17 protein-coding genes and 2 pseudogenes are annotated in these 21,547 nt (G+C 69.4%); 11 read left to right on the top strand and 8 right to left on the bottom strand.

The window, feature by feature from the left end; all coding sequences use genetic code 11:
• Window positions 1-5 precede the first annotated feature (5 nt).
• A pseudogene (locus WQ56_RS15710) lies at window positions 6-1,554 on the top strand (YdiU family protein).
• Between the two features lie 169 nt (window positions 1,555-1,723).
• Window positions 1,724-2,335, top strand: a complete 612-nt coding sequence (locus WQ56_RS17800) for a hypothetical protein (RefSeq protein ID WP_052773051.1) — start codon at window positions 1,724-1,726, stop codon at window positions 2,333-2,335.
• 121 nt (window positions 2,336-2,456) lie between these two features.
• Here the strand turns inward: WQ56_RS17800 and WQ56_RS18270 are convergent, their stop codons facing one another.
• The gene (locus WQ56_RS18270) at window positions 2,457-3,449 is read right to left on the bottom strand and encodes a LysM peptidoglycan-binding domain-containing protein (RefSeq protein ID WP_082132469.1); all 993 of its coding nucleotides are present in this window, start codon (window positions 3,447-3,449) and stop codon (window positions 2,457-2,459) included.
• Window positions 3,450-3,633: 184 nt separating this feature from the next.
• Here WQ56_RS18270 and WQ56_RS15695 point away from each other — a divergent pair, with 184 nt between their 5' ends.
• Window positions 3,634-5,508, top strand: a complete 1,875-nt coding sequence (locus WQ56_RS15695; RefSeq protein WP_047138098.1) for an ATP-binding cassette domain-containing protein — start codon at window positions 3,634-3,636, stop codon at window positions 5,506-5,508.
• 25 nt (window positions 5,509-5,533) lie between these two features.
• A complete protein-coding gene (locus WQ56_RS15690; RefSeq protein ID WP_047138083.1) occupies window positions 5,534-6,883 on the top strand; it encodes an aminodeoxychorismate synthase component I in 1,350 nt (449 codons plus the stop codon).
• 603 nt (window positions 6,884-7,486) lie between these two features.
• On the opposite strand, the gene alr is transcribed toward WQ56_RS15690, so the two are convergent.
• Both alr and WQ56_RS15680 read right to left on the bottom strand, forming a co-directional pair.
• A complete protein-coding gene (gene alr / locus WQ56_RS15685; RefSeq protein ID WP_047138082.1) occupies window positions 7,487-8,560 on the bottom strand; it encodes an alanine racemase in 1,074 nt (357 codons plus the stop codon).
• A gap of 25 nt (window positions 8,561-8,585) precedes the next feature.
• On the bottom strand, window positions 8,586-9,902 hold the full coding sequence (locus WQ56_RS15680) for a D-amino acid dehydrogenase (RefSeq protein WP_047138081.1): 1,317 nt from the start codon (window positions 9,900-9,902) through the stop codon (window positions 8,586-8,588).
• A gap of 151 nt (window positions 9,903-10,053) precedes the next feature.
• Here WQ56_RS15680 and WQ56_RS15675 point away from each other — a divergent pair, with 151 nt between their 5' ends.
• The 4 genes from WQ56_RS15675 to WQ56_RS15660 all read left to right on the top strand — a co-directional run bounded on the left by WQ56_RS15675 (window position 10,054) and on the right by WQ56_RS15660 (window position 14,382).
• Window positions 10,054-10,545 carry an AsnC family transcriptional regulator gene (locus tag WQ56_RS15675; RefSeq protein WP_047138080.1) on the top strand — a complete coding sequence of 164 codons (492 nt, stop codon included), beginning with the start codon at window positions 10,054-10,056 and terminating at the stop codon, window positions 10,543-10,545.
• Window positions 10,546-10,575: 30 nt separating this feature from the next.
• Window positions 10,576-11,202 carry a DTW domain-containing protein gene (locus WQ56_RS15670; RefSeq protein ID WP_082132468.1) on the top strand — a complete coding sequence of 209 codons (627 nt, stop codon included), beginning with the start codon at window positions 10,576-10,578 and terminating at the stop codon, window positions 11,200-11,202.
• Between the two features lie 175 nt (window positions 11,203-11,377).
• Window positions 11,378-12,160, top strand: coding sequence for a 3-oxoacyl-ACP reductase (locus WQ56_RS15665; protein ID WP_047138079.1), 783 nt, complete (start codon window positions 11,378-11,380; stop codon window positions 12,158-12,160).
• Between the two features lie 149 nt (window positions 12,161-12,309).
• Entirely contained in the window at window positions 12,310-14,382 is a 2,073-nt protein-coding gene (locus tag WQ56_RS15660; RefSeq protein WP_052773050.1) for a C1 family peptidase, read from the top strand.
• 264 nt (window positions 14,383-14,646) lie between these two features.
• On the opposite strand, the pseudogene WQ56_RS18265 reads toward WQ56_RS15660, so the two are convergent.
• Window positions 14,647-14,865, bottom strand: a pseudogene (locus tag WQ56_RS18265) (VapC toxin family PIN domain ribonuclease); the annotation flags it as partial.
• 144 nt (window positions 14,866-15,009) lie between these two features.
• On the opposite strand from WQ56_RS18265, the gene WQ56_RS15650 reads away from it, so the two are divergent.
• Both WQ56_RS15650 and WQ56_RS18825 read left to right on the top strand, forming a co-directional pair.
• The gene (locus WQ56_RS15650) at window positions 15,010-16,248 is read left to right on the top strand and encodes a hypothetical protein (RefSeq protein ID WP_156170583.1); all 1,239 of its coding nucleotides are present in this window, start codon (window positions 15,010-15,012) and stop codon (window positions 16,246-16,248) included.
• Window positions 16,249-16,403: 155 nt separating this feature from the next.
• Window positions 16,404-16,904 (top strand): hypothetical protein, encoded by a 501-nt coding sequence (locus WQ56_RS18825; RefSeq protein ID WP_156170582.1) that lies wholly within the window; start codon window positions 16,404-16,406, stop codon window positions 16,902-16,904.
• Window positions 16,905-17,039: 135 nt separating this feature from the next.
• On the opposite strand, the gene WQ56_RS15640 is transcribed toward WQ56_RS18825, so the two are convergent.
• From WQ56_RS15640 to WQ56_RS15630, 4 genes are all read right to left on the bottom strand, one after another.
• Window positions 17,040-18,215, bottom strand: a complete 1,176-nt coding sequence (locus tag WQ56_RS15640) for a cytochrome P450 (RefSeq protein WP_047138076.1) — start codon at window positions 18,213-18,215, stop codon at window positions 17,040-17,042.
• Window positions 18,216-18,756: 541 nt separating this feature from the next.
• The gene (locus WQ56_RS15635; RefSeq protein WP_047138075.1) at window positions 18,757-19,149 is read right to left on the bottom strand and encodes a type II toxin-antitoxin system HicB family antitoxin; all 393 of its coding nucleotides are present in this window, start codon (window positions 19,147-19,149) and stop codon (window positions 18,757-18,759) included.
• A 9-nt stretch (window positions 19,150-19,158) separates the two neighbouring features.
• Window positions 19,159-19,335: a type II toxin-antitoxin system HicA family toxin gene (locus tag WQ56_RS18260; RefSeq protein ID WP_082132466.1), complete on the bottom strand. Its 177-nt coding sequence runs from the start codon at window positions 19,333-19,335 to the stop codon at window positions 19,159-19,161.
• 55 nt (window positions 19,336-19,390) lie between these two features.
• Window positions 19,391-19,528 (bottom strand): hypothetical protein, encoded by a 138-nt coding sequence (locus tag WQ56_RS15630; protein WP_231583439.1) that lies wholly within the window; start codon window positions 19,526-19,528, stop codon window positions 19,391-19,393.
• A gap of 814 nt (window positions 19,529-20,342) precedes the next feature.
• Between WQ56_RS15630 and WQ56_RS18820 the strand changes: the two genes are divergently transcribed.
• Window positions 20,343-21,547 (top strand): hypothetical protein (locus WQ56_RS18820; protein WP_343123210.1); only part of this gene is annotated, 1,205 nt, incomplete at its 3' end.

Below are 21,547 nucleotides of genomic sequence, written 5' to 3'. Positions count from 1 at the left end.
ACGGCCTGCAACTGGACAACCGCTTCGTGCGCGAGCTGCCCGGCGATGCCGAGGCCGGCAGCCGGCGGCGGCAGGTCGAGGGCGCCCTGTGGTCGCCGGTGCTGCCCACGCCGGTCGCCGCGCCGCGGCTGCTCGCGCACTCGGCCGAAATGGCGCAGGCGCTGGGTTTCGACGACGCGACGGTCGCCTCGCCGGCATTCGCGCAGGTCTTCGGCGGCAACGCGCTGGCGCCGGGGATGATGCCCTACGCCGGCAACTACGGCGGGCACCAGTTCGGCCACTGGGCCGGGCAACTGGGCGACGGCCGTGCGATCACGCTGGGCGAGGGCGTCGCCGCCGACGGTCGGCTGGGAGCTGCAACTCAAGGGCGCCGGGCCGACGCCGTACTCGCGCACCGCCGACGGCCGCGCGGTGCTGCGCTCGTCGATCCGCGAGTTCGTCTGCAGCGAGGCGATGCACCACCTGGGCATCCCGACCACGCGCGCGCTGTCGCTGGTGGCGACCGGCGACGCGGTCGTGCGCGACATGTTCTACGACGGCCATCCGGCGGCCGAGCCGGGCGCGGTGGTGTGCCGGGTCGCGCCGTCGTTCGTGCGCTTCGGGCATTTCGAGCTGCCGGCCGCACGTGGCGACCTGGCGCTGCTGCGCCGGCTGGCCGACTTCACGATCGCGCGCGACTTCCCGCACCTGTCGGGCAGTGGCGAGACGCGCGACGGCGACTGGTTCGCCGAGGTCTGCACCCGCACCGCGACGATGATCGCCGGGTGGATGCGCGTGGGCTTCGTCCACGGCGTCATGAACACCGACAACATGTCGATCCTGGGCCTGACGATCGACTACGGCCCCTACGGCTGGATCGACGACTACGATCCGGACTGGACACCGAACACGACCGATGCGCAGGGCCGGCGCTACCGCTTCGGCTGGCAGCCGCGGATCGCGCACTGGAACCTCGGCCGGCTGGCGCAGGCGCTGGCGCCGCTGTTCGGCGAAGTCGCGCCGCTGCAGGCCGGGCTCGATGCCTACGCTGCCGCGTACGGCGCCGCCGACCGCGCGAACACCGCCGCCAAGCTCGGCCTGCCGGATGCGCGCGAGGGCGACGTCGTGCTGATGCAGCGCCTGCACGGCCTGCTGCACGAAGGCGAGGTGGACATGACGCTGTTCTTCCGCGGCCTGGCCGACCTCGATCCCGGCGCGCCGTCGCTCGACGCGGTCGCCGACGCGTTCTACGACCCCGAGCGCCGCGCGGCGGTACAGCCCGGCTTCGACGCCTGGCTGCGCGACTACGCTGCCCGCCTGGCCGAGGCGCACGAACCGGTCGCGGCGCGCCGCGACCGCATGCACGCGGCGAACCCGCGCTACGTGCCGCGCAACTATCTGGCCCAGCAGGTCATCGATCGCGCCGAAGCCGGCGATGCGTCCGGCATCGCCGAACTGCTCGACGTGCTGCGCCGCCCGTACGACGACCAGCCGGGGCGCGAGGCCTTCGCTGCGCGCCGGCCCGACTGGGCGCGGACCAAGCCGGGGTGTTCGATGCTGTCCTGCAGTTCGTGACGGCTGGGCGGGCCGGCACGCCGATGCGCGCGGCCGACCCCGCCGCACGGGCGACGGTTGCGCGACGGGCCCGTCGCGCGGCCGCCGTGGCGCCGGTCGTGATCGCGATCGCGCCATGGCGCTGCGGGCCGTGGCACTCTGGCGCCGTCCCAGGCTTCCCGGAGTCCGCATGAAACCGCTCGTCGCCTCGCTTTCCCTGCTGCTGCTCGCCGCGTGCGCCGATGCCGGCACCGCGCCGGTCGCGGATGCCCCGGCCGACGCCGGCGCGGTACCGGCACCGGATGCGCCCGACGCGTCGACCGCCCCGGCCGCCGCCGACGCAACGCCGCCATCGGCGACATCGGCCGCGTCGGACCCCGCCGCGTTCTGTCCCGCGGGTGAGACCGTGGTGTTCGGCTGCCGCAGCGCGGCGGGTGTGGATGCGGTGTGCGCGTCGGCCGATGGCGGTCGCCTCGAGTACCGCGCCGGCCAGGGTACGTCCGCGCCGGCCGTGGTCTATCCGGCCGCGGGCACCGCGCCGGCCCAGGCGTTCCGCGGCGACACGCTAATGTACTCGGGCGGGGGCGGCGCGTTCCTGCGCTTCGACCACGACGGCCAGGTGCACACGCTGTACACCGGGATCGGGCGTGGTTGGGAGAAGGCGGGCGTCGTGATCGGCCCGGCCGGCGGTGCGGCGACGACCAAACGCAGCTGCGAGGGCGAACCGGTGTCGCAGATCGGGCCCGCGCTGTTCGAGCAGGCGGGGATCCCGAAGGATCCCGCGGGATTCGAGATTCCCTGAGCGTGGCGCAGGTGGCCGGCGGCGCGGTGCGCCGGCGTGGCACCGGCCCACCTCGGCATGCCGGCGCGTCGTCTCACGGCCGCCCGCCGCCGGTGGCCCGGCGGCGCGTCGATCGGTCCGGTCAGTCCAGGATCGCGCTGGCGCGCGCGTAGTACGCCTGGCGGTCGGCCAGGCCGTTGGTGCCGCCGTTGATCAGGCGCGTGACCTGGGTGAAGTCGCCGGCGTCGGCGGCGGTGTTGATGCCGCGGCTCTCCCAGTACCAGGCGGCGATGCGCGCGGCGTTTTCGGGCTGCGCGGCCAGTTCGGGATTGTTGACCAGGTCCAGGCCCAGGGCGCGCCCGGCCTCGGTGTAGTTGTGGCGGCCGGTCACCTGGATGTAGCCCCGGCCCTTGTAGCGCTCGCCGTCCCCGGGCTGGGTGTTGCCCAGGTCCGCGCGGCCTTCGTACGCGGCGCCGCTGGCGATCTCCTCCATGTAGTGGAAGCCGCCGCTCTCGTGCGCCAGCTGGGCGATGAACATCGCCTGGCGCTGCGGCGTGTCGATGTTGGCCTCGGCCATCGCGGCGTTGAGGTGCGGCGCGACCGCCTCGGCCTTCGCCGCGCTGAGCGTGGGCACGATCTGCTGCAGCTCGGCGGCGGTGACGCCGCCGGCGCCGCCGTTCACGGGCGGCGGGGTCGGGTCGGGGCCGTCGACCGGACCGGGGCCGTCGCCACCGCCGGTCCCGCCGCCGCTGCCGCCGGGCAGCTGGATCCGGTTGCCGACGAGGATCAGGTCGGGATTGCGGATCTGGGGATTGGCGTCGAGCAACGCCTGCACGGTCGTGCCGTTGGCCGAGGCGATGCCCGACAGCGAGTCGCCCGGCTGCACGGTGTAACTGCCGCCGGCGCCGCTCGCGGCCTGCGCGCTGCCGCCTGGGACGCTGATCGCGTCGCCGGGATAGATGACGTCCGGGTTCAGCACCTGCGGGTTCGCGGCCAACAGCCTGTCGAGCGGCACGCCGAGCTGCGCGGCCAGGCCCGACAGCGTGTCGCCGTGCTGGACGGTGACCGAGCGCCCGGCGGGCGAATCGAGCGTGGGGAGGGCGGCCTGCGGGCCGACGGCGGAAATGGCGTTCATCGACGTCTCCTTCGGGGGCGGATCGCGATGCGGGAGGCGCGGGCGATCGGGGTCCTGCTCTGGATACCCCGATGCGTGAGGCGGTCCAACTAGGGAAAGCCCTAAGTCGGCCGCTTCAGGTCCGTCCGATTGCCGGGAATGCGACGGCGGTCCGGTGCGCAGCGCGGGCCGCTACACTGTGCGGATGCCTCTGATGACTCTCGATGGCGTCGATTACGGCGTCGGTGGACCGCTGCTGCTGGACGGCGTGGAATTCTCGATCGAACGCGGCGAGCGCGTCGCGCTGATCGGTCGCAACGGCGCCGGCAAGTCGACGCTGCTGCGCCTGATCGACGGCGAACTGCGTCCCGACGATGGCGAGATCCGCCGTGAGCAGGGCGTGCGCGTCGCGCGGCTGGAGCAGGAAGTGCCCGCCGGCGCGGACGGCAGCGTCTACGACGTCGTCGCCGGTGGCCTGGGCGAGGCCGGCACCGCGCTGGCCGACTACCACCGCCTGCTGCACGCCGGCGATTTCGATGCGCTGGGCGAGGTCCAGGGCCGGATCGACGCGCTCGACGGCTGGCGCATCGAGCAGCGCGTGACCGAGGTGCTCGAACGCCTGCAGCTCGACGGCGATGCCGCGTTCACGCGGCTGTCGGGTGGCATGAAGCGCCGCGTGCTGCTGGCGCGCGCGGTCGTGGCCGCGCCCGACGTGCTGCTGCTCGACGAGCCGACCAACCATCTCGACATCGCCGCGATCGACTGGCTCGAGGGCTTCCTCAAGCAGTGGCCCGGCGCGATCGTCTTCGTCACCCACGACCGCCGCTTCCTGCGCGCGCTGGCCACGCGCATCGTCGAGATCGACCGCGGCCGGCTGACCAGCTGGCCCGGCGACTGGGCCAACTACGTGCGCCGCCGCGAGGAGCGGCTCAACGCCGAGGCGCAGGAGCAGCAGCGCTTCGACAAGCTGCTGGCGCAGGAGGAGGCCTGGATCCGGCAGGGCATCAAGGCCCGCCGCACCCGCGACGAAGGCCGCGTGCGCCGGCTCAAGGCGATGCGCGTCGAACGCGCGCAGCGGCGCGACCTCACCGGCAACGTGCGCATGGCCGCGTCCCAGGCGACGCCGTCGGGCAAGAAGGTGCTCGAGGCGCGCGAGGTGACATTCGGCTACGGCGGCCGCACGCTGGTGCGCGACTTCTCGACGACGATCGTGCGCGGCGACCGCATCGGCCTGATCGGCGCCAACGGCACCGGCAAGACCACGCTGCTCAAGCTGCTGCTGGGCGAGCTGCAGCCGCAGTCGGGCGAGGTGCGCACCGGCACGCAGCTGCAGATCGCGTACTTCGACCAGTACCGCGCAACCTTGCGCGAGGACTGGAACGCGCTGGAGAACGTCGCCGAAGGCCAGGAGTTCGTCGAGATCAACGGCGCGCGCAAGCACGCCATCGGCTATCTGCAGGACTTCCTGTTCACGCCCGAGCGCGCCCGCGCGCCGATCACCCGGCTCTCGGGCGGCGAGCGCAACCGCCTGCTGCTGGCCAAGCTGTTCGCGCAGCCGTCCAACCTGCTGGTGATGGACGAACCGACCAACGACCTCGACGTCGAGACGCTGGAACTGCTCGAGGACCTGCTGGCCGACTACCCCGGCACGCTGCTGCTGGTCAGCCACGACCGCGACTTCCTCGACAACGTGGTCACCTCGACGCTGGTGATGGAGGGCGAGGGCGGCGTGGGCGAGTACGTCGGCGGCTACGAGGACTGGCTGCGCCAACGGCCCGCGCCGGCATCCGTCACGCCCGCCGCGCCGGTCCGGGCGACGGCCGAGGCCACGTCGCCACCGCCATCACCGGCCACGCCCGCGCGCCGCAAGCTCGGCTACAAGGAGCAGCGCGAACTCGAGCAGCTGCCGGCCCGGATCGAACAGCTGGAGACCGACATCGCGCGGATGACCGACGAGATGAACACCCCGGCGTTCTACCAGCGCGACGCGGCCGGCATCGCCGCCCATGGCCAGGAACTGCAGCAGCTGCAGGACGCGCTCGACGCCGCGTACCTGCGCTGGACCGAACTCGACGCCTGACCGCAACCCCGACGACGGCCGCCCCGTGCTGATCACCCGACCGCTGCCCGCCGACACCGACCTGCTCGCGCTGCAGCGCGCCGCGCCCGCGCGCCATCCGCTGCTGCTGCAGTCGGTCGCCCACGGCACCGCGCAGTCGCGCTGGGACCTGCTGCTGGCCACCGACGGCACGACGCTGCGGCTGGGCGACGACGGCGCGACCCGCGACGCCGACGGCCGGGCGCTCGACGGCGCGTTCCTCGACCTCCTCGATGCCCGGTGGCGCGCCGCACGCGTCGACCGCGACGAACCGCGCTGGCCGTTCCGCGGCGGCTGGGCGCTGTACCTGGGCTACGAACTGGCCGCCCAGGTCGAGCCGGTGCTGGACCTGCCCGCGGCCCCCGGCGGCCTGCCGGTCGCGATGGCCTGGCGCTGCCCGGCCGCGGTGCTGCGCGACCATGCCACCGGCGAGGTCGTCGCCGTCGCCGAGCCCGGCCACGAGTTTCTGCTCGATGCCTTGGCCGAGGCCGCGGCGGCCGTGCCTGCCGCGTTGCCAGCGTGGCGCGGGCCGGTCGCGCTCGACGAGGACGCCCCGGCGCGCTTCGTCGATGGCGTGCGCCGCGTGCTTGACTACCTCGCCGCCGGCGACGTGTTCCAGGCCAACCTCTCGCGTGGCTGGCGCGCGACGTTCGACGGCCCGCTGGACCCCGCCGCGCTCTATGCCCGCCTTCGCGAGCACAACCCCGCACCGTTCGCCGGCCTGCTGCAGGGCGCGGGCTGGGCGGTCGCCAGCGCCTCGCCCGAACGCCTGGTCTCGGTGCGCGGCGATCTCGTCGAGACCCGGCCGATCGCCGGCACCCGCGCCCGCTTCGACGGCGACGACGAGGTCGCCCGCGTGCAGGAACTGGTCGGCCATCCGAAGGAACGTGCCGAGCACGTGATGCTGGTGGATCTCGAACGCAACGACCTGGGGCGCGTGTGCGTGGCCGGCAGCGTCGAGGTCGACGAACTGATGTGCGTGGAGAGCTACGCGCACGTGCACCACATCGTCAGCAACGTGCGCGGCCGGCTGCGGGCGGATGCGACGCCCGGTCGGACGATCGCCGCGGTGTTCCCCGGCGGCACGATCACCGGCTGCCCGAAGGTCCGCTGCATGCAGATCATCGCCGAGCTCGAAGGGCAGGGCCGCGGCGCCTACACCGGCGCGATGGGCTGGCTCAACCGCGACGGCGACCTCGATCTCAACATCCTGATCCGCAGTGCCGAGATCGAGGGCGACACCGCGCGCTTCCGCACCGGCGCCGGCATCGTCGCCGACTCCGACCCCCAGCGCGAACTCGACGAGACCCGCGCCAAGGCCCGCGGCACCCTCCGCGCACTGGGCCGCGCCGACTGAGGCGCGTTTTGCGCGACCAAGGACGCCTTGCGCGATCACCTCCCCCGCGTGCGGGGGAGGTCGGCGCGCACCGCGCGCCGGGTGGGGGCACGGGCTCGTCGCGGAAAGCAGCCCCCATCCCAACCTTCCACCCGTAAAGGGCGCAATGCCCCGCAAAAACGGGGGGAAGGGGCTAAAAGCCGTCATCGCGCGCGATCACACCTCCGCCTGCGTGCGCGCGGAATCACCTCCCCCGCCCGCGGGGGAGGTCGGCGCGCACCGCGCGCCGAGTGGGGGCACGGGCTCGTCGCGGAAAGCCCCCCATCCCAACCTTCCACCCGTAAAGGGCGCAATGCCCCGCAAAAACGGGGGAAGGGGCTAAAAGCCGTCATCGCGCGCGATCACATCCTCCGCCTGCGCGCGCGCGGAATCACCTCCCCCGCGTGCGGGGGAGGTCGGCGCGCATCGCGCGCCGGGTGGGGGCACGGGCTCGTCGCGGAAATCCGCCTCCATCCCAACCTTCCACCCATAAAGAGCGCAATGCCCCGTTTCACGGGGGAAGGGGCCAAAAGCATCAGCGCGCTGATTACCCCCCCGCATCGCGCAGGAATCCATCAAGCGCCCTCAGCCTCCCACCGACACCAACGGCACCCGCTTGACCCCGCACAGCAACCGATACGCGCTGGTCTGGCTGCGGGCGACGACCTCGGTCGCCGCGACCTGGCGGCCCCACAGCTCGACGCGGCTGCCGACGCCGGCGTCCGGGTGGTCGGTCAGGTCGACGGTGAGCATGTCCATCGACACCCGCCCGATCAGCCGGCCGGGGCGGCCGTCGATCGCGACCGGCGTGCCGGTGGCGGCGAACTGCGGGTAGCCGTCCGCGTAGCCCATCGCCACGACGCCCACGCGCGTCGGGCGCGGCGCGACGAACGTACCGCCGTAGCCCACCGGCTCGCCGGCCGGCAGGTCGCGCACCGCGATGACCTGCGATTCGAGCGTCATCACCGGCTGCAGCTGGGCGCCGGCGGCGTGGCCGTGCGCGAACGGCGAGGCGCCGTAGAGCATCAGCCCCGCGCGCGCCCAGTCGCCGCGCGCCTGCGGCCAGGCGAGCAGGGCGGGCGAGTTGCACAGGCTGGTCTCGCCCGGCAGGCCGGCGGTGACCGCGGCGAACGTGTCGATCTGTTCGCGCGTGCGCTCGTGGTCGGGCTCGTCGGCGCGAGAGAAGTGGGTCATCTTCACCAGCCCGCCGACCTGCGGCAGCGCGCGCAGCCGCTGCCACGTCGTCGCGTAGGCCTCGGCGTCGATGCCGACGCGGTGCATGCCCGAGTCGAGCTTGAGCCACACGTCCAGCGGCCGCGGCAACGTCGCGCGCGCGAGCGCCTCGACCTGCCACGGCGCGTGCACGACCATCCACAGATCGTGTTCGGCCACCAACGGCAGCTCATCGGCGGCGAGCACGCCTTCCAGCAGCAAGATCGGCGCCGCGATGCCGGCCTCGCGCAGCGCCAGCGCCTCCTCCAGGAACGCCACCGCGAACCCGTCGGCCTCGCCCTCGAGCGCCTGCGCGCAGCGCACCGCGCCGTGGCCGTAGGCGTCGGCCTTGATCACCGCCAGGGCCTTGCCGCCGCCGAGTCGGCGGGCGAGTCGATAGTTGTGGCGCAGGGCGTCGAGGTCGATCAGCGCGCGGGCGGGGCGCATTGCGGGTGTCCTTGCAGCAGGAAATTCAGCGCGCCATTGTCGCGCCTGCGACGCTGCGCGTGTCCGCCAGCGACACAGCGTCCCGCGCGTGGCCGTAGCGCGACAGGTCCAGCCCGTCGCCGCGGATCGCGGTGGGGCGTGCGGCGATCAGGTCGGCCAGGTAGCGGCCCGAACCGCAGGCCATCGTCCAGCCCAGCGTGCCGTGGCCGGTGTTGAGGAACAGGTTGCGGTAGCGCGTGGCGCCGACCACCGGCGTGCCGTCGGGCGTGGCCGGGCGCAGGCCGGTCCAGAACTCGGCCGCGGCGACGTCGCCGCCGTGCGGATAGAGATCGCCGACGACCTTTTCCAGCGTCTCGCGGCGGCGCGGATCCAGCCGCAGGTCGAAACCGGCGACCTCGGCCATGCCGCCGACGCGGATACGCGTGTCGAAGCGCGTGATCGCGACCTTGTAGCTTTCGTCGAGCACGGTCGACACCGGCGCCATCGCCGGGTCGCGGATCGGGATCGTCAGCGAGTAGCCCTTGAGCGGGTAGACCGGCACGTCCAGGCCCAGCGGGCGCAGCAGCGCCGGCGACCAGCTGCCCAGCGCCATCACGTAGCGGTCGAAGGTCTCCAGCCGCCCGTCGATGCGCACGCCGTCGATGCGGTCGCCGCTGCCCTCGATGCGCTCGACGGTCTGCCCGAAGCGGAACGTCACGCCCTCGCGCCGCGCCAGTTCGGTCAGCCGCTCGGTGAACAGCCGGCAGTCGCCGGTCTGGTCGTCGGGCAGGCGCAGCGCGCCGGTCAGGCGGTCGGCGACGCCGGCCAGCGCCGGCTCCACGCGCGCGATGCCGGCGCGGTCGAGCAGTTCGTAGGGCACGCCGGCCTCGTCGAGCACCGCGGTGTCGCGCCCGGCATGGTCGAGCTGCGCCTGGGTGCGGAACACCTGCAACGTACCCAGTTGGCGACCCTCGTAGGCGATGCCGGTCTCGGCGCGCAGCGCGTCCAGGCAGTCGCGGCTGTACTCGGCCAGCCGCACCATGCGCTCCTTGTTCACCGCGTAGCGCGCGGCGGTGCAGTTGCGCAGCATCTGCGCCAGCCAGAGGTACTGCTGCGGATCGGACGTGAGCCGGATCGCCAGCGGCGCGTGGCGCCGCATCAGCCAGCCGATCGCCTTCAACGGCACGCCCGGCGCCGCCCACGGCGACGCGTAGCCCGGCGAGATCTGCCCGGCGTTCGCGTGGCTGGTCTCGCAGGCCGGGCCATCCGCGCGGTCGACCACGGTGACCTCGAACCCTGCGCGCGCCAGATACCAGGCGCTCGTCACGCCGATCACGCCGCTTCCCAGGACCAACACCCGCATGCGCGCAGCTCCACAAGACATTTCGCCGGCGCAGGGCGCGGCCGGCACGCAATCGGCGCAGTATAGTGGCGTGCCGCCAGTCGGATTCCCTGTTCGAATGGAGAATCGTGGTGGATTGTCCTGCTCGCCGCCGCGCTCGCCCGGAGATTTCATGGCCACCCCGCGCACCACCCGCAACCGCGACCTCGACCGCATCGACGCCCGCATCCTGCGCATCCTGCAGGAGGACGCCCGCATCTCGTTCACCGAGCTCGGCGAGCGCGTCGGCCTGTCGACCACGCCGTGCACCGAGCGCGTGCGCCGGCTCGAGCGCGAGGGCGTGATCCAGGGCTACCACGCCCGGCTCGACCCCGCACGGCTCAAGGCCGGGCTGCTGGTGTTCGTGCAGATTGGCCTGGCCTACAAGTCGGCCGACATCTTCGAGGAATTCCGCCGCGCCGCCCTGCGCGTGCCCAACGTGCTCGAGTGCCACCTGATGTCGGGCGACTTCGACTACCTGATCAAGGCACGCATCCCGGAGATGGCCGCCTACCGCGAACTGCTCGGCAGCAGCCTGCTGACGCTGCCGCACGTGCGCGAGTCGCGCAGCTACATCGTGATGGAGGAGATCAAGGAGACGCTGGCGCTGGCGATTCCCGACTGAGCCCGCGGCCCCACCAGCGATCCTGTCTCCATGACCCGTCCCCGTTGCCCCCGCTGCCTGCGCCCGGTCTCGCACTGCCTGTGCGCGTGGCTGCCGGACCTGCCCAGCCGCAGCCGGGTCCTGCTGCTGCAGCACCCCGACGAGGCCGCGCATCCGCTCAACACCGCGCGCCTGGCCGCGCTCGGCCTGCGCCGCGCCACGCTATGGGTGGGCGAACGATTTCCCGAGTTGCCGGCGTGGCTGGATGCGCCCGGCGTGCGCCCGCTGCTGCTGTTCCCGGGCGAGGCGGCTGTCGATGCCGCGGCGTGGGCGGCGACGGGCGAGGGCGCGGAGACGCTGCTGGTCGTGCCCGACGGCACCTGGCGCAAGGCCCGCCGCCTGCTGCGCCTCAATCCCGCGCTCGCCGCCCTGCCGCGGCTCGCGCTCGCCCCGGCGGTCCCGTCGCGCTACCGCGTCCGTCGTGCCCGCGCGCCCGACGCGCTGGCGACCGTCGAGGCCGTCGCCGCCGCGCTCGATGCGCTGGAGCCGGGCGGTGGCTTCGAGGCGCTGCTTGCGCCGTTCGACGTGATGGTCGAAGGCCAGATCATGGCGCGAGAGGCCCGTGCCCCCACCCGACGCGCTGCGCGCGTCGACCTCCCCCGCGCGCGGGGGAGGTGAGCCAACTGATCGGCGGAGGGATCGCCCGCCACCCGACCGCCCCCGCGCGCGGGAGAGGTGACCACACGACGCCGCGAGGCTGACGCCGTCTCCGCGCGCATGCACGTCCCTGCGCTGTTCGCCTGACCCCCGGGCCCACGCAGCAATGGCATGCTTGCCGGCTGTTCTCGCCTCGATGGATTCGCCGATGTCTCTCCCACTCTCCGACCAGATCGTCCTCGTCACCGGCGGCGCCCGCGGCCTGGGGGCCGCGATCGTGCGCGCGTTCCTGGGGCAGGGCGCGCGCGTGGTGGTCAACTATTTCCGCAGTGCCGCGGCCGCGCAGGCATTGCAGGACGAATTCGGCGCCGAGCGCGCGCTCGCGCTGCGCGCCGACGTCACCGATCCGGGCCAGGTCGCCGACCTGTTCGCCCAAGCCCACGCCCGGTTCGGGGCGCCGGTAACCACCGTGGTCAACAACGCGCTCGTCGATTTCGCCTTCGACGGCGACGCCCGCCCGCAGGGCGAGACCATCGACTGGGCGCGGTTCTCCGCGCAGTTCGAGGGCAGCGTGCGCGGCGCGCTCAACACCCTGCAGGCCGCCGTGCCCGGCATGCGCGAGCGCGGCTTCGGGCGCGTGATCAACATCGGCACCAACCTGTTCCAGAACCCCGTCGTGCCGTACCACGACTACACCGCCGCGAAGGCTGCGCTGCTCTCGCTCACGCGCACGATGGCCGCTGACCTCGGCCCGCACGGCATCACCGTGAACATGCTGTCCGGCGGCCTGCTGCGCACCACCGACGCCAGCGCCGCGACGCCCGAGGCGGTGTTCGACCTGATCGCCGCCAGCACCCCGCTGCGCCGCGTGACCACGCCGGCCGAGTTCGCCGACGCGGTGCTGTTCTTCGCCTCGCCGTGGGCGCGCGCGGTGACCGGCCAGAACCTCGTCGTCGACGGCGGTCTGGTCAAGGACTGAGCGGCGGCCGCCACCGGTCGCGGCCCCTGCGACCGCCCTCGCGCACGTTGTCTCCACGGCGTCGTCCAACCGGTGCACACTGCGCCCGGGGATCCGCCAAGGCCGGTGGCAGGCACCGGCCGCGTTCGACGCAGCATGCAGGAGGCAGCATGGCGACCACGAAGACCGGCGCGGGCAGGGCGCCGCGCACGGCGGCCACGACGCCGCGGCTGTTCGACGCCCGGCCCGACACCGCCGATTTCCGCGACCGCATGTTCGAGCCCACGCTCGTGGATGTGCCGTCCGAGATGCCGCTCGAGCGCTTCCTCGCGCTGAAGGTCCCGGTGCTCGACCAGCGCAGCGACGGCGCCTGCACCGCCTACGGCCTGGCGACCGTCGCGCACACGCTGCTTCGCCGCCGCCGGCCCCAGCCGGTCACCCGGCGCGTGAGCACCCGGATGCTCTACGACATGGCCCGCCGCTACGACGAATGGGAAGGCGAGGACTACACCGGCTCGAGCTGCCGCGGCGCGATGAAGGGCTGGCACCGCCACGGCGTCTGCGCCGAGGAGTGCTGGCCGGCCGAATCGGGCCCGCTGCACGAGGTCTACACCGAGGAACGCGCCCGCGCCGCGCAGGAGCACCCGCCCGGCGCCTACTACCGTGTCAACCACAAGGACCTGGTGGCGATGCACGCCGCGTTCGCCGAGGTCGGCGTGCTCTACGCCTCGGCCGCCGTGCACGACGGCTGGCTGTCGCCACCGGCCAGCGGCGTCATCGCCTGGGCCGAACAGCCCGTCGCCGGCTGGCATGCGTTCGCGATCGTCGGCTACGACCGCGATGGCTTCTGGCTGCAGAACTCCTGGAGCACGCGCTGGGGCCGCCGCGGCCATGGCTGGGTGAGCTACGACGAATGGCTGCAGCGCGGCACCGACGTCTGGGTCGCGCGGCTCGCGGTGCCGGTGCGCCTGCAGCGCGTACAGGCCACGGCGACCAGCAACTCGTTCCTGGCCCGCCAGTCCAACAGCTACGCCCAGGCCGACCTGCGCCCGCACATCGTCAGCCTCGGCAACGACGGCCGCCTGCGCACGACCGGCCGCTTCGGCACCAGCCAGGAGGCCGTGCGCAACCTCGTGCGCGAGGACCTGCCGCGCATCACCCGCGACTGGCCGAAGAAGCGCATCGCGCTCTATGCCCACGGCGGCCTCGTGCCCGAGGAGGCCGCGATCCAGCGCGTCGCCGACCTGCGCGAGCTCATGCTGCCGCAGCAGGTCTACCCGCTGTGCTTCGTCTGGAAGACCGGCTTCTGGAACACGCTGGGCAACTTGCTGCGCGATGCCGTGCGCCCGCGCACCGAGGGCCTGATGGACCGCGCCAAGGGCCTGCTGCTCGACCGCGTCGACGACACCATCGAGCCGCTCGCCCGCGCGCTGGGCGGCAAGGCGCTCTGGGACGAGATGAAGGAGAACGCGTTGCTGGCGACCAACGCCGTCATGCGCGATGGCGAGGCCGTCACCGAGGCCGGCGGCGCCGCCCAGGTCGCCCGGCTGCTGGGCGAATGGATGCAGGCCGATCCCGACGTCGAACTGCACCTGGTCGGCCACAGCGCCGGCGCCGTGCTGCTCGCGCCGCTGGCGCAGTTGCTGACGACCGATGGGCTCGTCGCCGACGGCCCGGCCGCCGCGATGCACGGCATCGGCCAGCGCATCGCCAGCCTCACGCTGTGGGCGCCGGCGATGACCGTGGACCTGTTCGACCGGACCTTCCTGCCGGCACTGCACGAGGGCCGCATCGGCCACGGCGCGTTGTTCACGCTGACCGACCGCGCCGAGCAGGACGACCATTGCGCGCGGGTCTACAACAAGTCCCTGCTGTATCTCGTCGCCCACGCCTTCGAGGTGCGCGCGCGCAGCTGGGTGCGCAGCGAGCATCGCCACGGCACCCCGCTGCTGGGCATGGCCCGCTTCATCGAGGCCCACCCGGGCATCCGCGACCTGCTGGCCACCGACCGCCTGGACTGGATCCAGTCCCCGGCCCGCGAACCGCTCGCCGCCGTGGCCGACGGCAGCGCCGCGACCCGCCACGGCGACTTCGACGATGACCCCGAAACGCTGCAGGCCACCGTGTGCCGCATCCTCGGCCGCCGCGACGGACGCGCCCCGGTGCGCATCCACCGCACCGAATCGGGGCTTGAGGAAAGCCGCAACCGCCTGTGCGAGGCGCTGGACACACGCCGCGTCTGACCGTGCATCCCAGGACCTTGCGTCCTACGGAGGCTTCGCTTTGCCGGCCCGGCGGTCCGGCCAGCGGCCATCTACCCGCAGCCACGTCGCACTTGATGGCCTCGCCATGCCGGACAACGACCCTGGAATCGTTCCGTCGTCATCCGGCTGGTCGAGACGTTGATTGAGGCCACTTCAAAGTCCGTATCTGCGGACCATGACGCCACGCAACGCCGATGCGGGCCCTGGTCGCCACGACGTCCTGTTCTCCGGCGATGCCGGCATTCAAGGCAGCAATTGCGCGACTTGCCCCTGTTTCTTCAGTACCGCGACTGCATTCTTGCCGAAGGAAACGAAAGTCTCTCCGCCGAGCCAGGTTCCTTCGTAGGCGATGATGCCGTCGGCGAAGTCGCCGCCGTCTGCAAGCATTGCAAGACCAGCTTCGACAGCGGGCCTGTTCATTACGACATTTTTGGTATCCAGCAATGCGCGGACGGCGAGTGCGATAGTCGCATGATCGAAGTGGACGGTTCCATTGGGCAGGAAATCTGACCCTCACCTGAAATCGACCGATCCCCCTCTAGCTTCCGAAACGTCGCGAGGCGGTGAAACCGTGCCGCGGCATTCCCCAACGGATGGAGAGAAAGGATGAGCGCCAAATGGATTCGCCGTATGGCCTGCGCTGTAGTTGTTGGTGGCGTGGGAATGATGGGAGCTGTTTCTGCTGCAGAGCCGACAGGCATCGCGCCTGCGGAGCTGCTCAACTTCGAGCAGGCATTGGACGTTGATGTGATCGGCACGGCCAACGCTTTGAATATCACGCCGGAGCAGGCGCGCAGCCGCTTGAATGTAGAGTTTCACGCAGGTGATCTGGCGGAAAGGATTCGTTCCGAACACAAAGATCGCGTCGCGGGCATCTACATCGAACACGAACCGGAAAGCCGCCTGGTGGTACGCCTGACGGGTCACGAAGCGATCCGGCCGGAATTCCACCAGTTCGGCGCCGATCGTCTGGAGGTGGCCTACGAGTTGGGGGCGGAGCACACCTTCGCCGAACTGCAGCGTTGGTTCGACAGCTTCGTGCCGAAGCTGCACGCAAGCCTGACCAACTGGCAGGGGGGCTATGTCGATGAAAGGACTGGAGAGATCGTCCTGTATGTCCTTCGTAGCGAGAACGTCGCCAGCGTCAGCGACATCCGCCAATCAATCGAACGTAGTGCCGGCGTACCGGTGAGGATTGTCGAACTGGAAACCCCGAACGTGAACCAGGCAGTTTACGGGAGCGGCCACCTTTCCTATCAACTTTCGGGCACATGGTACGTCTGCACCGGCGCTTTCGTGGTGCAGCACCCTTCGACTAACCGATATGGCCTGCTCACCGCTGGGCACTGCGCGCCGTCGAACAATATCTTCGAATACACTGGCATCGACAGCGCTTTCCATACCCTGACCCATGTCGCCCGCCTCGACAACAGCACCGTGGACCTAGGTTGGATGACTGGTGGCGCAGGGACAACCTACGGCCCTTGGTTCTATGCCAATGCGTGGCGTCAGCTCACCGGTCGGCGGACCCAGGCCAACACCCCGATCGGCGCCCAGATATGCCGTTATGGGCGTAATGGCGGCTACGGCTGTGCCACGGTGCGATCGACGTCGCACAACCCGGGCTCGGCCTGCGGTCCGAACGGCACTCAGCCCTGTGCGTCTACGTACGTCGGTTTGGACTCGGCTGCCGGTCTTTGCCAGGGTGGCGATAGCGGCGGACCGTGGTTCATCTCCACGGTCGCCGCAGGCGTACACAAGAGCGGCAATCCGACTGCCGGCTTGTGCACGTACACCAGCACAGACTATGCCTATTCCCAGTTGGCGCTGCAGTTTCTCTACTGAAGCGGAAGGCAGCTGAACCGAGGCGGCCGGGCTGTTTCCGGTCGCCTCACTTTTCGATAGGCATGCGTCTCGATAAACCGGGTACAAATCCGGGAACAGTGCGGTCGACCAAAGTATCGAGTCCGACCCCAATGAATTGCGACAAGGAGCGAGCAATGATCCGCATACTGAGTATCGCAGCTGCAGCAAGCCTTGCCGCATGCACAGGAGCCTCCAACGTGAGTGGCGATGAACGCTTACCTGTTCTTCTACGTAACGCAGTACCCGTCACGGAGTCCCGTCAAGCACTGATACAGGGCACGCTGACCGTCGACGCCGCCGGATGCTTGCGCATATCCAGAAACGGCTCAAGCACGGGCCCGCTCGTGATCTGGCATCACGACAGCACGATCGGGCGCTCCGAGGATGGCCGTGTGCGCGTCACGGACGGCTTCACCGGTAACATTGCGCATGTCGGCGATGAGATCGCCCTCGCCGGGTCCGGTGGTCCGGAGGCCCCGATCCAGGTGACGCCTCCAGTTCCGGAGTCGTGCAAGGGTGGGGACTACTGGCTGGCCGGCTCGCTCATGAGCGAAACGCAGCGGCAGCAGATGTTGGAGCGGGACAGGACCCGCGTGCCGGTGCCTGCGAGGGCTGGCGACTTGCGCAGCGACTAGCCGCATTGCGCTCCGTGAGCTGAGCTGACTGGCTGCTTGCGCGCCTGCATCGGGAAAGCCGCAACCGCCTGTGCGAGGCGTTGGACGCCGCGCTGGTGCGGGGTTAGGCGAGGGCGGGCCGCCCCTCGACGATGCTTACGGGCTGCCGGTGGCGGTCCCACTCGGCGTCTCGAGCCGACACAGCGGCGGCGAGAACATCGTGTTCGCGCGCGGGGATCGGCCGACCTGGACCAGCCGCAGCGTCCGTAGGGTGGCCGCGTGCCGTACGACCGCGGCCAGCCACCGGATCTCGAACTGCGAGCCGATGCAGGCGCCCGGCCCGGCGGAGAACGGCATGAAGGCCGTGGGCCGCGGATCGTCCTGCCAACGCTGTGGCGAGAATATGCGCGCCTCGGGCCATGCATCACGATGCCGGTGCAGGGCGAACACCGGGATCACGAGGTCGTCGTCGCGCAGCGCCTCGACCGGCCCCACCTGGTGGTCTTCGAGCACGCGCCGGCCGTGCGCCGAGGCGGGCGGCCACAGGCGCAACAGTTCCAGCGCGACGTGCTCGGGCTTGCCGGCGAAGAGGCGGGCCCGCGCGTCGCCGCGCATGTCGATGCCGGCCAGCTCATCGATGTGCAGCGCGCAGGCCAGCCAAGCCAGCATCACGCCCGAGGCGCCGACGACCGACAGCACCGCGTGCAGGTAGACCTCGCCGCGCGCGGCGCCGACCAGCACCCCGTCGGTATGCAGGGCCGGCGGCAGGTCAGCATCGCACCCGTCGAGCATCGCCGCCACCCGAGATGCCAGCGCTTTGGCACGCGCCGCCTGCGCATCGTCGAGTCGCGCGTCGACGAGCTTGGCGTGGAAGACTTCCCCGATGTAGACCTGCACGGCCGCCGCCAGTTCGGGATGCCGATCGAAGCCCAGCATGCCGGCGACCGATTCGAGCGCCGCCAGCAGGCACGCGCGATGCAGGTCGCCCGACGCCGCCGCCAGGCGCTCGACCGCGATCCGTGCGGCCGTGTCCACGTCATGCCTGGCGGCGGCACCATGCAGCCAGCGATTGAGTTCGGTGACGGTGGCGGCGGGGACCGCCTGACCGCGGCCGAACTGCCAGACACTCGGCCGGCGTTGCAGGCGGCCTTCACTGTCGAGCAGCGCCCGCCGCGCGAGTGCGGCATCGCAGACCACGACGTCGCCGATCCACGCCCGATGGACGGGGCGACGCTCGCATTTGCGCAACAACGCCTCCATACGCCGCCATCCGGCATCGTCGGCCACGCGGCCGCCCAGGAGCCTGCCCACGACGGGGAGCTTGTCGAGCATGGAAGTCCTTCTCCATAAAGCAAACGCCGCGCAGCACTAAGCTGCGCGGCGCCGTGTCGACGCGCGACTCAGCCCAGGTAGATGCTCGGCCAGAGGTAGGCGTATGTCCACACGGCCGTCTGGCGGCCAGACCCGGTACGCAGCACCGAACGCACGAAACGCTTCATGATCCTTTCTCCTTGAGTCGTCATGAGATCGAGAGCAACGGAACCTGTCGTCGACGCGGCCCCGGACAAGCGAGCGAACCCCGTCCACACCCGTTGCGTTCCAACTGTCCTTGCCGCGAATCGTGCGCCTCGCTCGACATCCCCGGCTGGCCTCACCATTCGCGCAGGCAGTCTAGGCACAGTTTTTCGGTGCTGGCAATCGCCGAGCGCGCCGATCGTCGGAAAAGCGCGTGATGCCGGTCGCGATCCGCGATGGCAGCGCCATAGGGCGCGACCGGCTGCGTGGACGCGCCCGGGCGATTCGCGAGAAACAGGGCCGCGACGAGAGCCCCGCACAAAGCGGGGCCTGCATCCTGCCGGGATGGGCCGCCCGCTCAGGAAGCGCCGAGCGCCATCCGGGCGATATAGCCGGACCGGCTTTCGCCGGCCGCCCTGGCACGTTCGTCGAGTCGATGCAGCACCCGGCGAGGAATACTAATGTTCACCCGCTCGATTCGATCGTCGAGTGCGGCGGGATCGACCTTGACGAAGCCGAACGTCCAGCCCGCGTAATCGTCCTCGTTCGCCCAGCGCGCCACCGTGGAGGGGGCAGGAATCTCCATGCCCTGATCAATGGCGACCTCGATCCAGTGATGGATCGCCTCTTCAGCATTCGTCATGGCCTCGTCGATCGTGTCGCCGGCCGAAAAACAGCCCGGGAGATCGGGAACGACAACACCGAACGCCGTGCCGTCATCGCCCGGTTCGATTGCGATTGGATAGCGCATGGGGCCTCCTCAGATGCCTGCGGCCTTCTTCAGTTTCGCCACGAGTCCCCGGCCGAGGTCTTTCTTGGGGTGTGGGATCGAGAGGGGGTAATGACCCGGCTTGGTGAAGATGTGGTGCGAACCGCTGATCCGATCCAGCGTCCAGCCCGCAGCTTCCACTGCCTTGATGAGGTCTCCGCTCTTCATGGGTGTGTATCCTACACACCGCGGCGCTTCGGTCAATCAGCAGCTGCCTGCGTATTCAGCGAGCTTCCAGCGAGACCCGCAGCGCCGTCGCCAGCGCCGCATCACCGCTGGCCAGCTCGGTCCAGCGCAATTCAAGGCCTTTGCGCTTGGCCTTGGGCACGAGCTTCAGGCCGGCCGCGTCGTCGATCTGCACTCGCGCTTGAGGGGCTTGTCGAATGGGGGTCGTGTCGGACTCCAACGGGGATATCGACTCCTGACGCTACAGCGCGCAGCATCAACGGGGCAGGGAGGGGCCGATCCCGCCGTGGCTGGGAACTGTCTGTGCGCTGGCGCATTGAGACGTTTTCCTGCATTAGACTCAACCATCACCACGCCCAAGGAAGAGCGCGTGCGTCATTCATACGAGCATTGGCCAGAGCGGGAATCAACTTCATCGCCCCCCCTGGGCCGGGCACCTTTGCTGTCGACACACTCTCGACCTCGTCGAGGAGGGCGCCTACAGGGCGTTCGAGGTTCTCAACTAACGCGACGGCGTGCTGACCACCTCGACTATGGCCCGGCGCAAGATCCAGAAGCGTCCATGGTTTGCGAGCACAAGAAGCACGGCGGCTCGTCGCCCCTGGAAGGAGTGAAATTGGCACGCTTAACGGAGGCAGCGGCGGTGTCGCTGCCTAGATCGGACTGGGTTGGTCCCTGGAGGACGGCTGCCTATCGCCAACGTTCAGGCTTGGCAATCCAGCTGTACTGCTTATCGCGCGAAGGTGAGACTGAACTAGGGCACACCGCTGGCAGCAAAGAGCCAGACGAAAACGCCGTCACCTGTCGTACCTCCAGTGCGCTGCAAGCGAGCGCAAGAACGTGCTCACGGTACCGATGGAAGCGGGGCTCGGCAGGTCAGTCATGCGTTGTATGACATGAGAGATGTATTGGGAATATGCAAAATTCGCACGTGCAGAGGCGTTAGTCGATGAAGATTATTCTGTAGCATACTTAATCCGGAGTGTTTAATGGTTGCTCGACCAAATGCATTTGGGGAAGTTAGAGCCGAGCTGGATCACAATGCTCTAGATTTGGCGTTCTTTGAGTGGCGAGATTACAAGACGCTTTTTGAATCTACCGATAGGTTTATTGTTGTCGGGCGTCGAGGTGCCGGTAAAAGTGCGCTTACTTATCAACTTAAGAAGGTGTGGTCAGGTAGAAAATTTCCGCTCATTTTGGTGGCGCCAAACGAGGATGAGCTAATTGGCCTGCGACCTATCGGCCGAATGTTCGGAAACTCAGTTATGAGGATTCGTGCGGGGGTGCGTTTGGCATGGCGTTACGCACTTCTGATGGAAGTCCTCCAAGCACTGGCGGTCGACTACAAGTCGAAGTCAAGGGTTGAAGGTGAACCGCTTCTGAGAGAGCATTTATCTAGATGGAGAAGGGCAGGCGCTACAATCGTTTCCAGACTTCGTCATACCATGAAGGAATTCGCCGGAACTTCACTGGCTGAGGAAGAAAGAATTGCAGATCTTGCTGATTATCTTTCGCTCCATCACGTGACTAATTTGATTTCGTTGGTGGCTGAGAATAGCGCTCAGACCTTCATAGTGCTAACTGATCGACTTGACGAAGGCTATGAGCCGGATGATGTGGGGACTGGTCTCATTGATGGGATCCTGTATGGGACTGACGAAGTTCGAACTGCTTTGGGTGGAAGCGTTAGGGCGGTCGTATTTATTAGGGATAATATATTTAGCGCAATAGAGACCGAAGATAATGATTTTTCTAGGAATCTAGAATCTCAGGTGCTTAGGCTTCATTGGGATCCGCAGGAACTTTTCTACATGGTCTGTGCGCGGATTAGAAGCTTGTTTGGGATAACTAAGGAAAGTGACGTAAAGGTTTGGAACTCAATAACGGCAAACGAGTTGCATGGGCGAGATGGCTTCAAAAGTTGTCTCAAGCACACGCTTTACCGACCTAGAGATGTCATTGCACTGATGAATTCGGCTTTCTATCAAGCTCAGCGCCAGTCAAGATCGGTGCTTATTAGCGATGATTTTGAGGAGGCCGCAAAGGATATTTCTAAAGCGAGATTCATGGATTTGGGGAAAGAGTACGAAGCAGTGATTCCTGGCACCAAAGCGCTGACGGCATCTTTTTCTGGCCGATCACCGAAGATGCTTGCTAGTGAGGCAATGCTATTGTTGGAGCGTACTCTGGCGGA

Origin of the sequence: Luteimonas sp. FCS-9, from assembly GCF_001014645.1 — a bacterium.
Lineage (GTDB): Bacteria > Pseudomonadota > Gammaproteobacteria > Xanthomonadales > Xanthomonadaceae > Luteimonas.
Note: the sequence above shows the minus strand (reverse complement) of the source record. Positions and strands in the feature narration are given on the sequence as shown.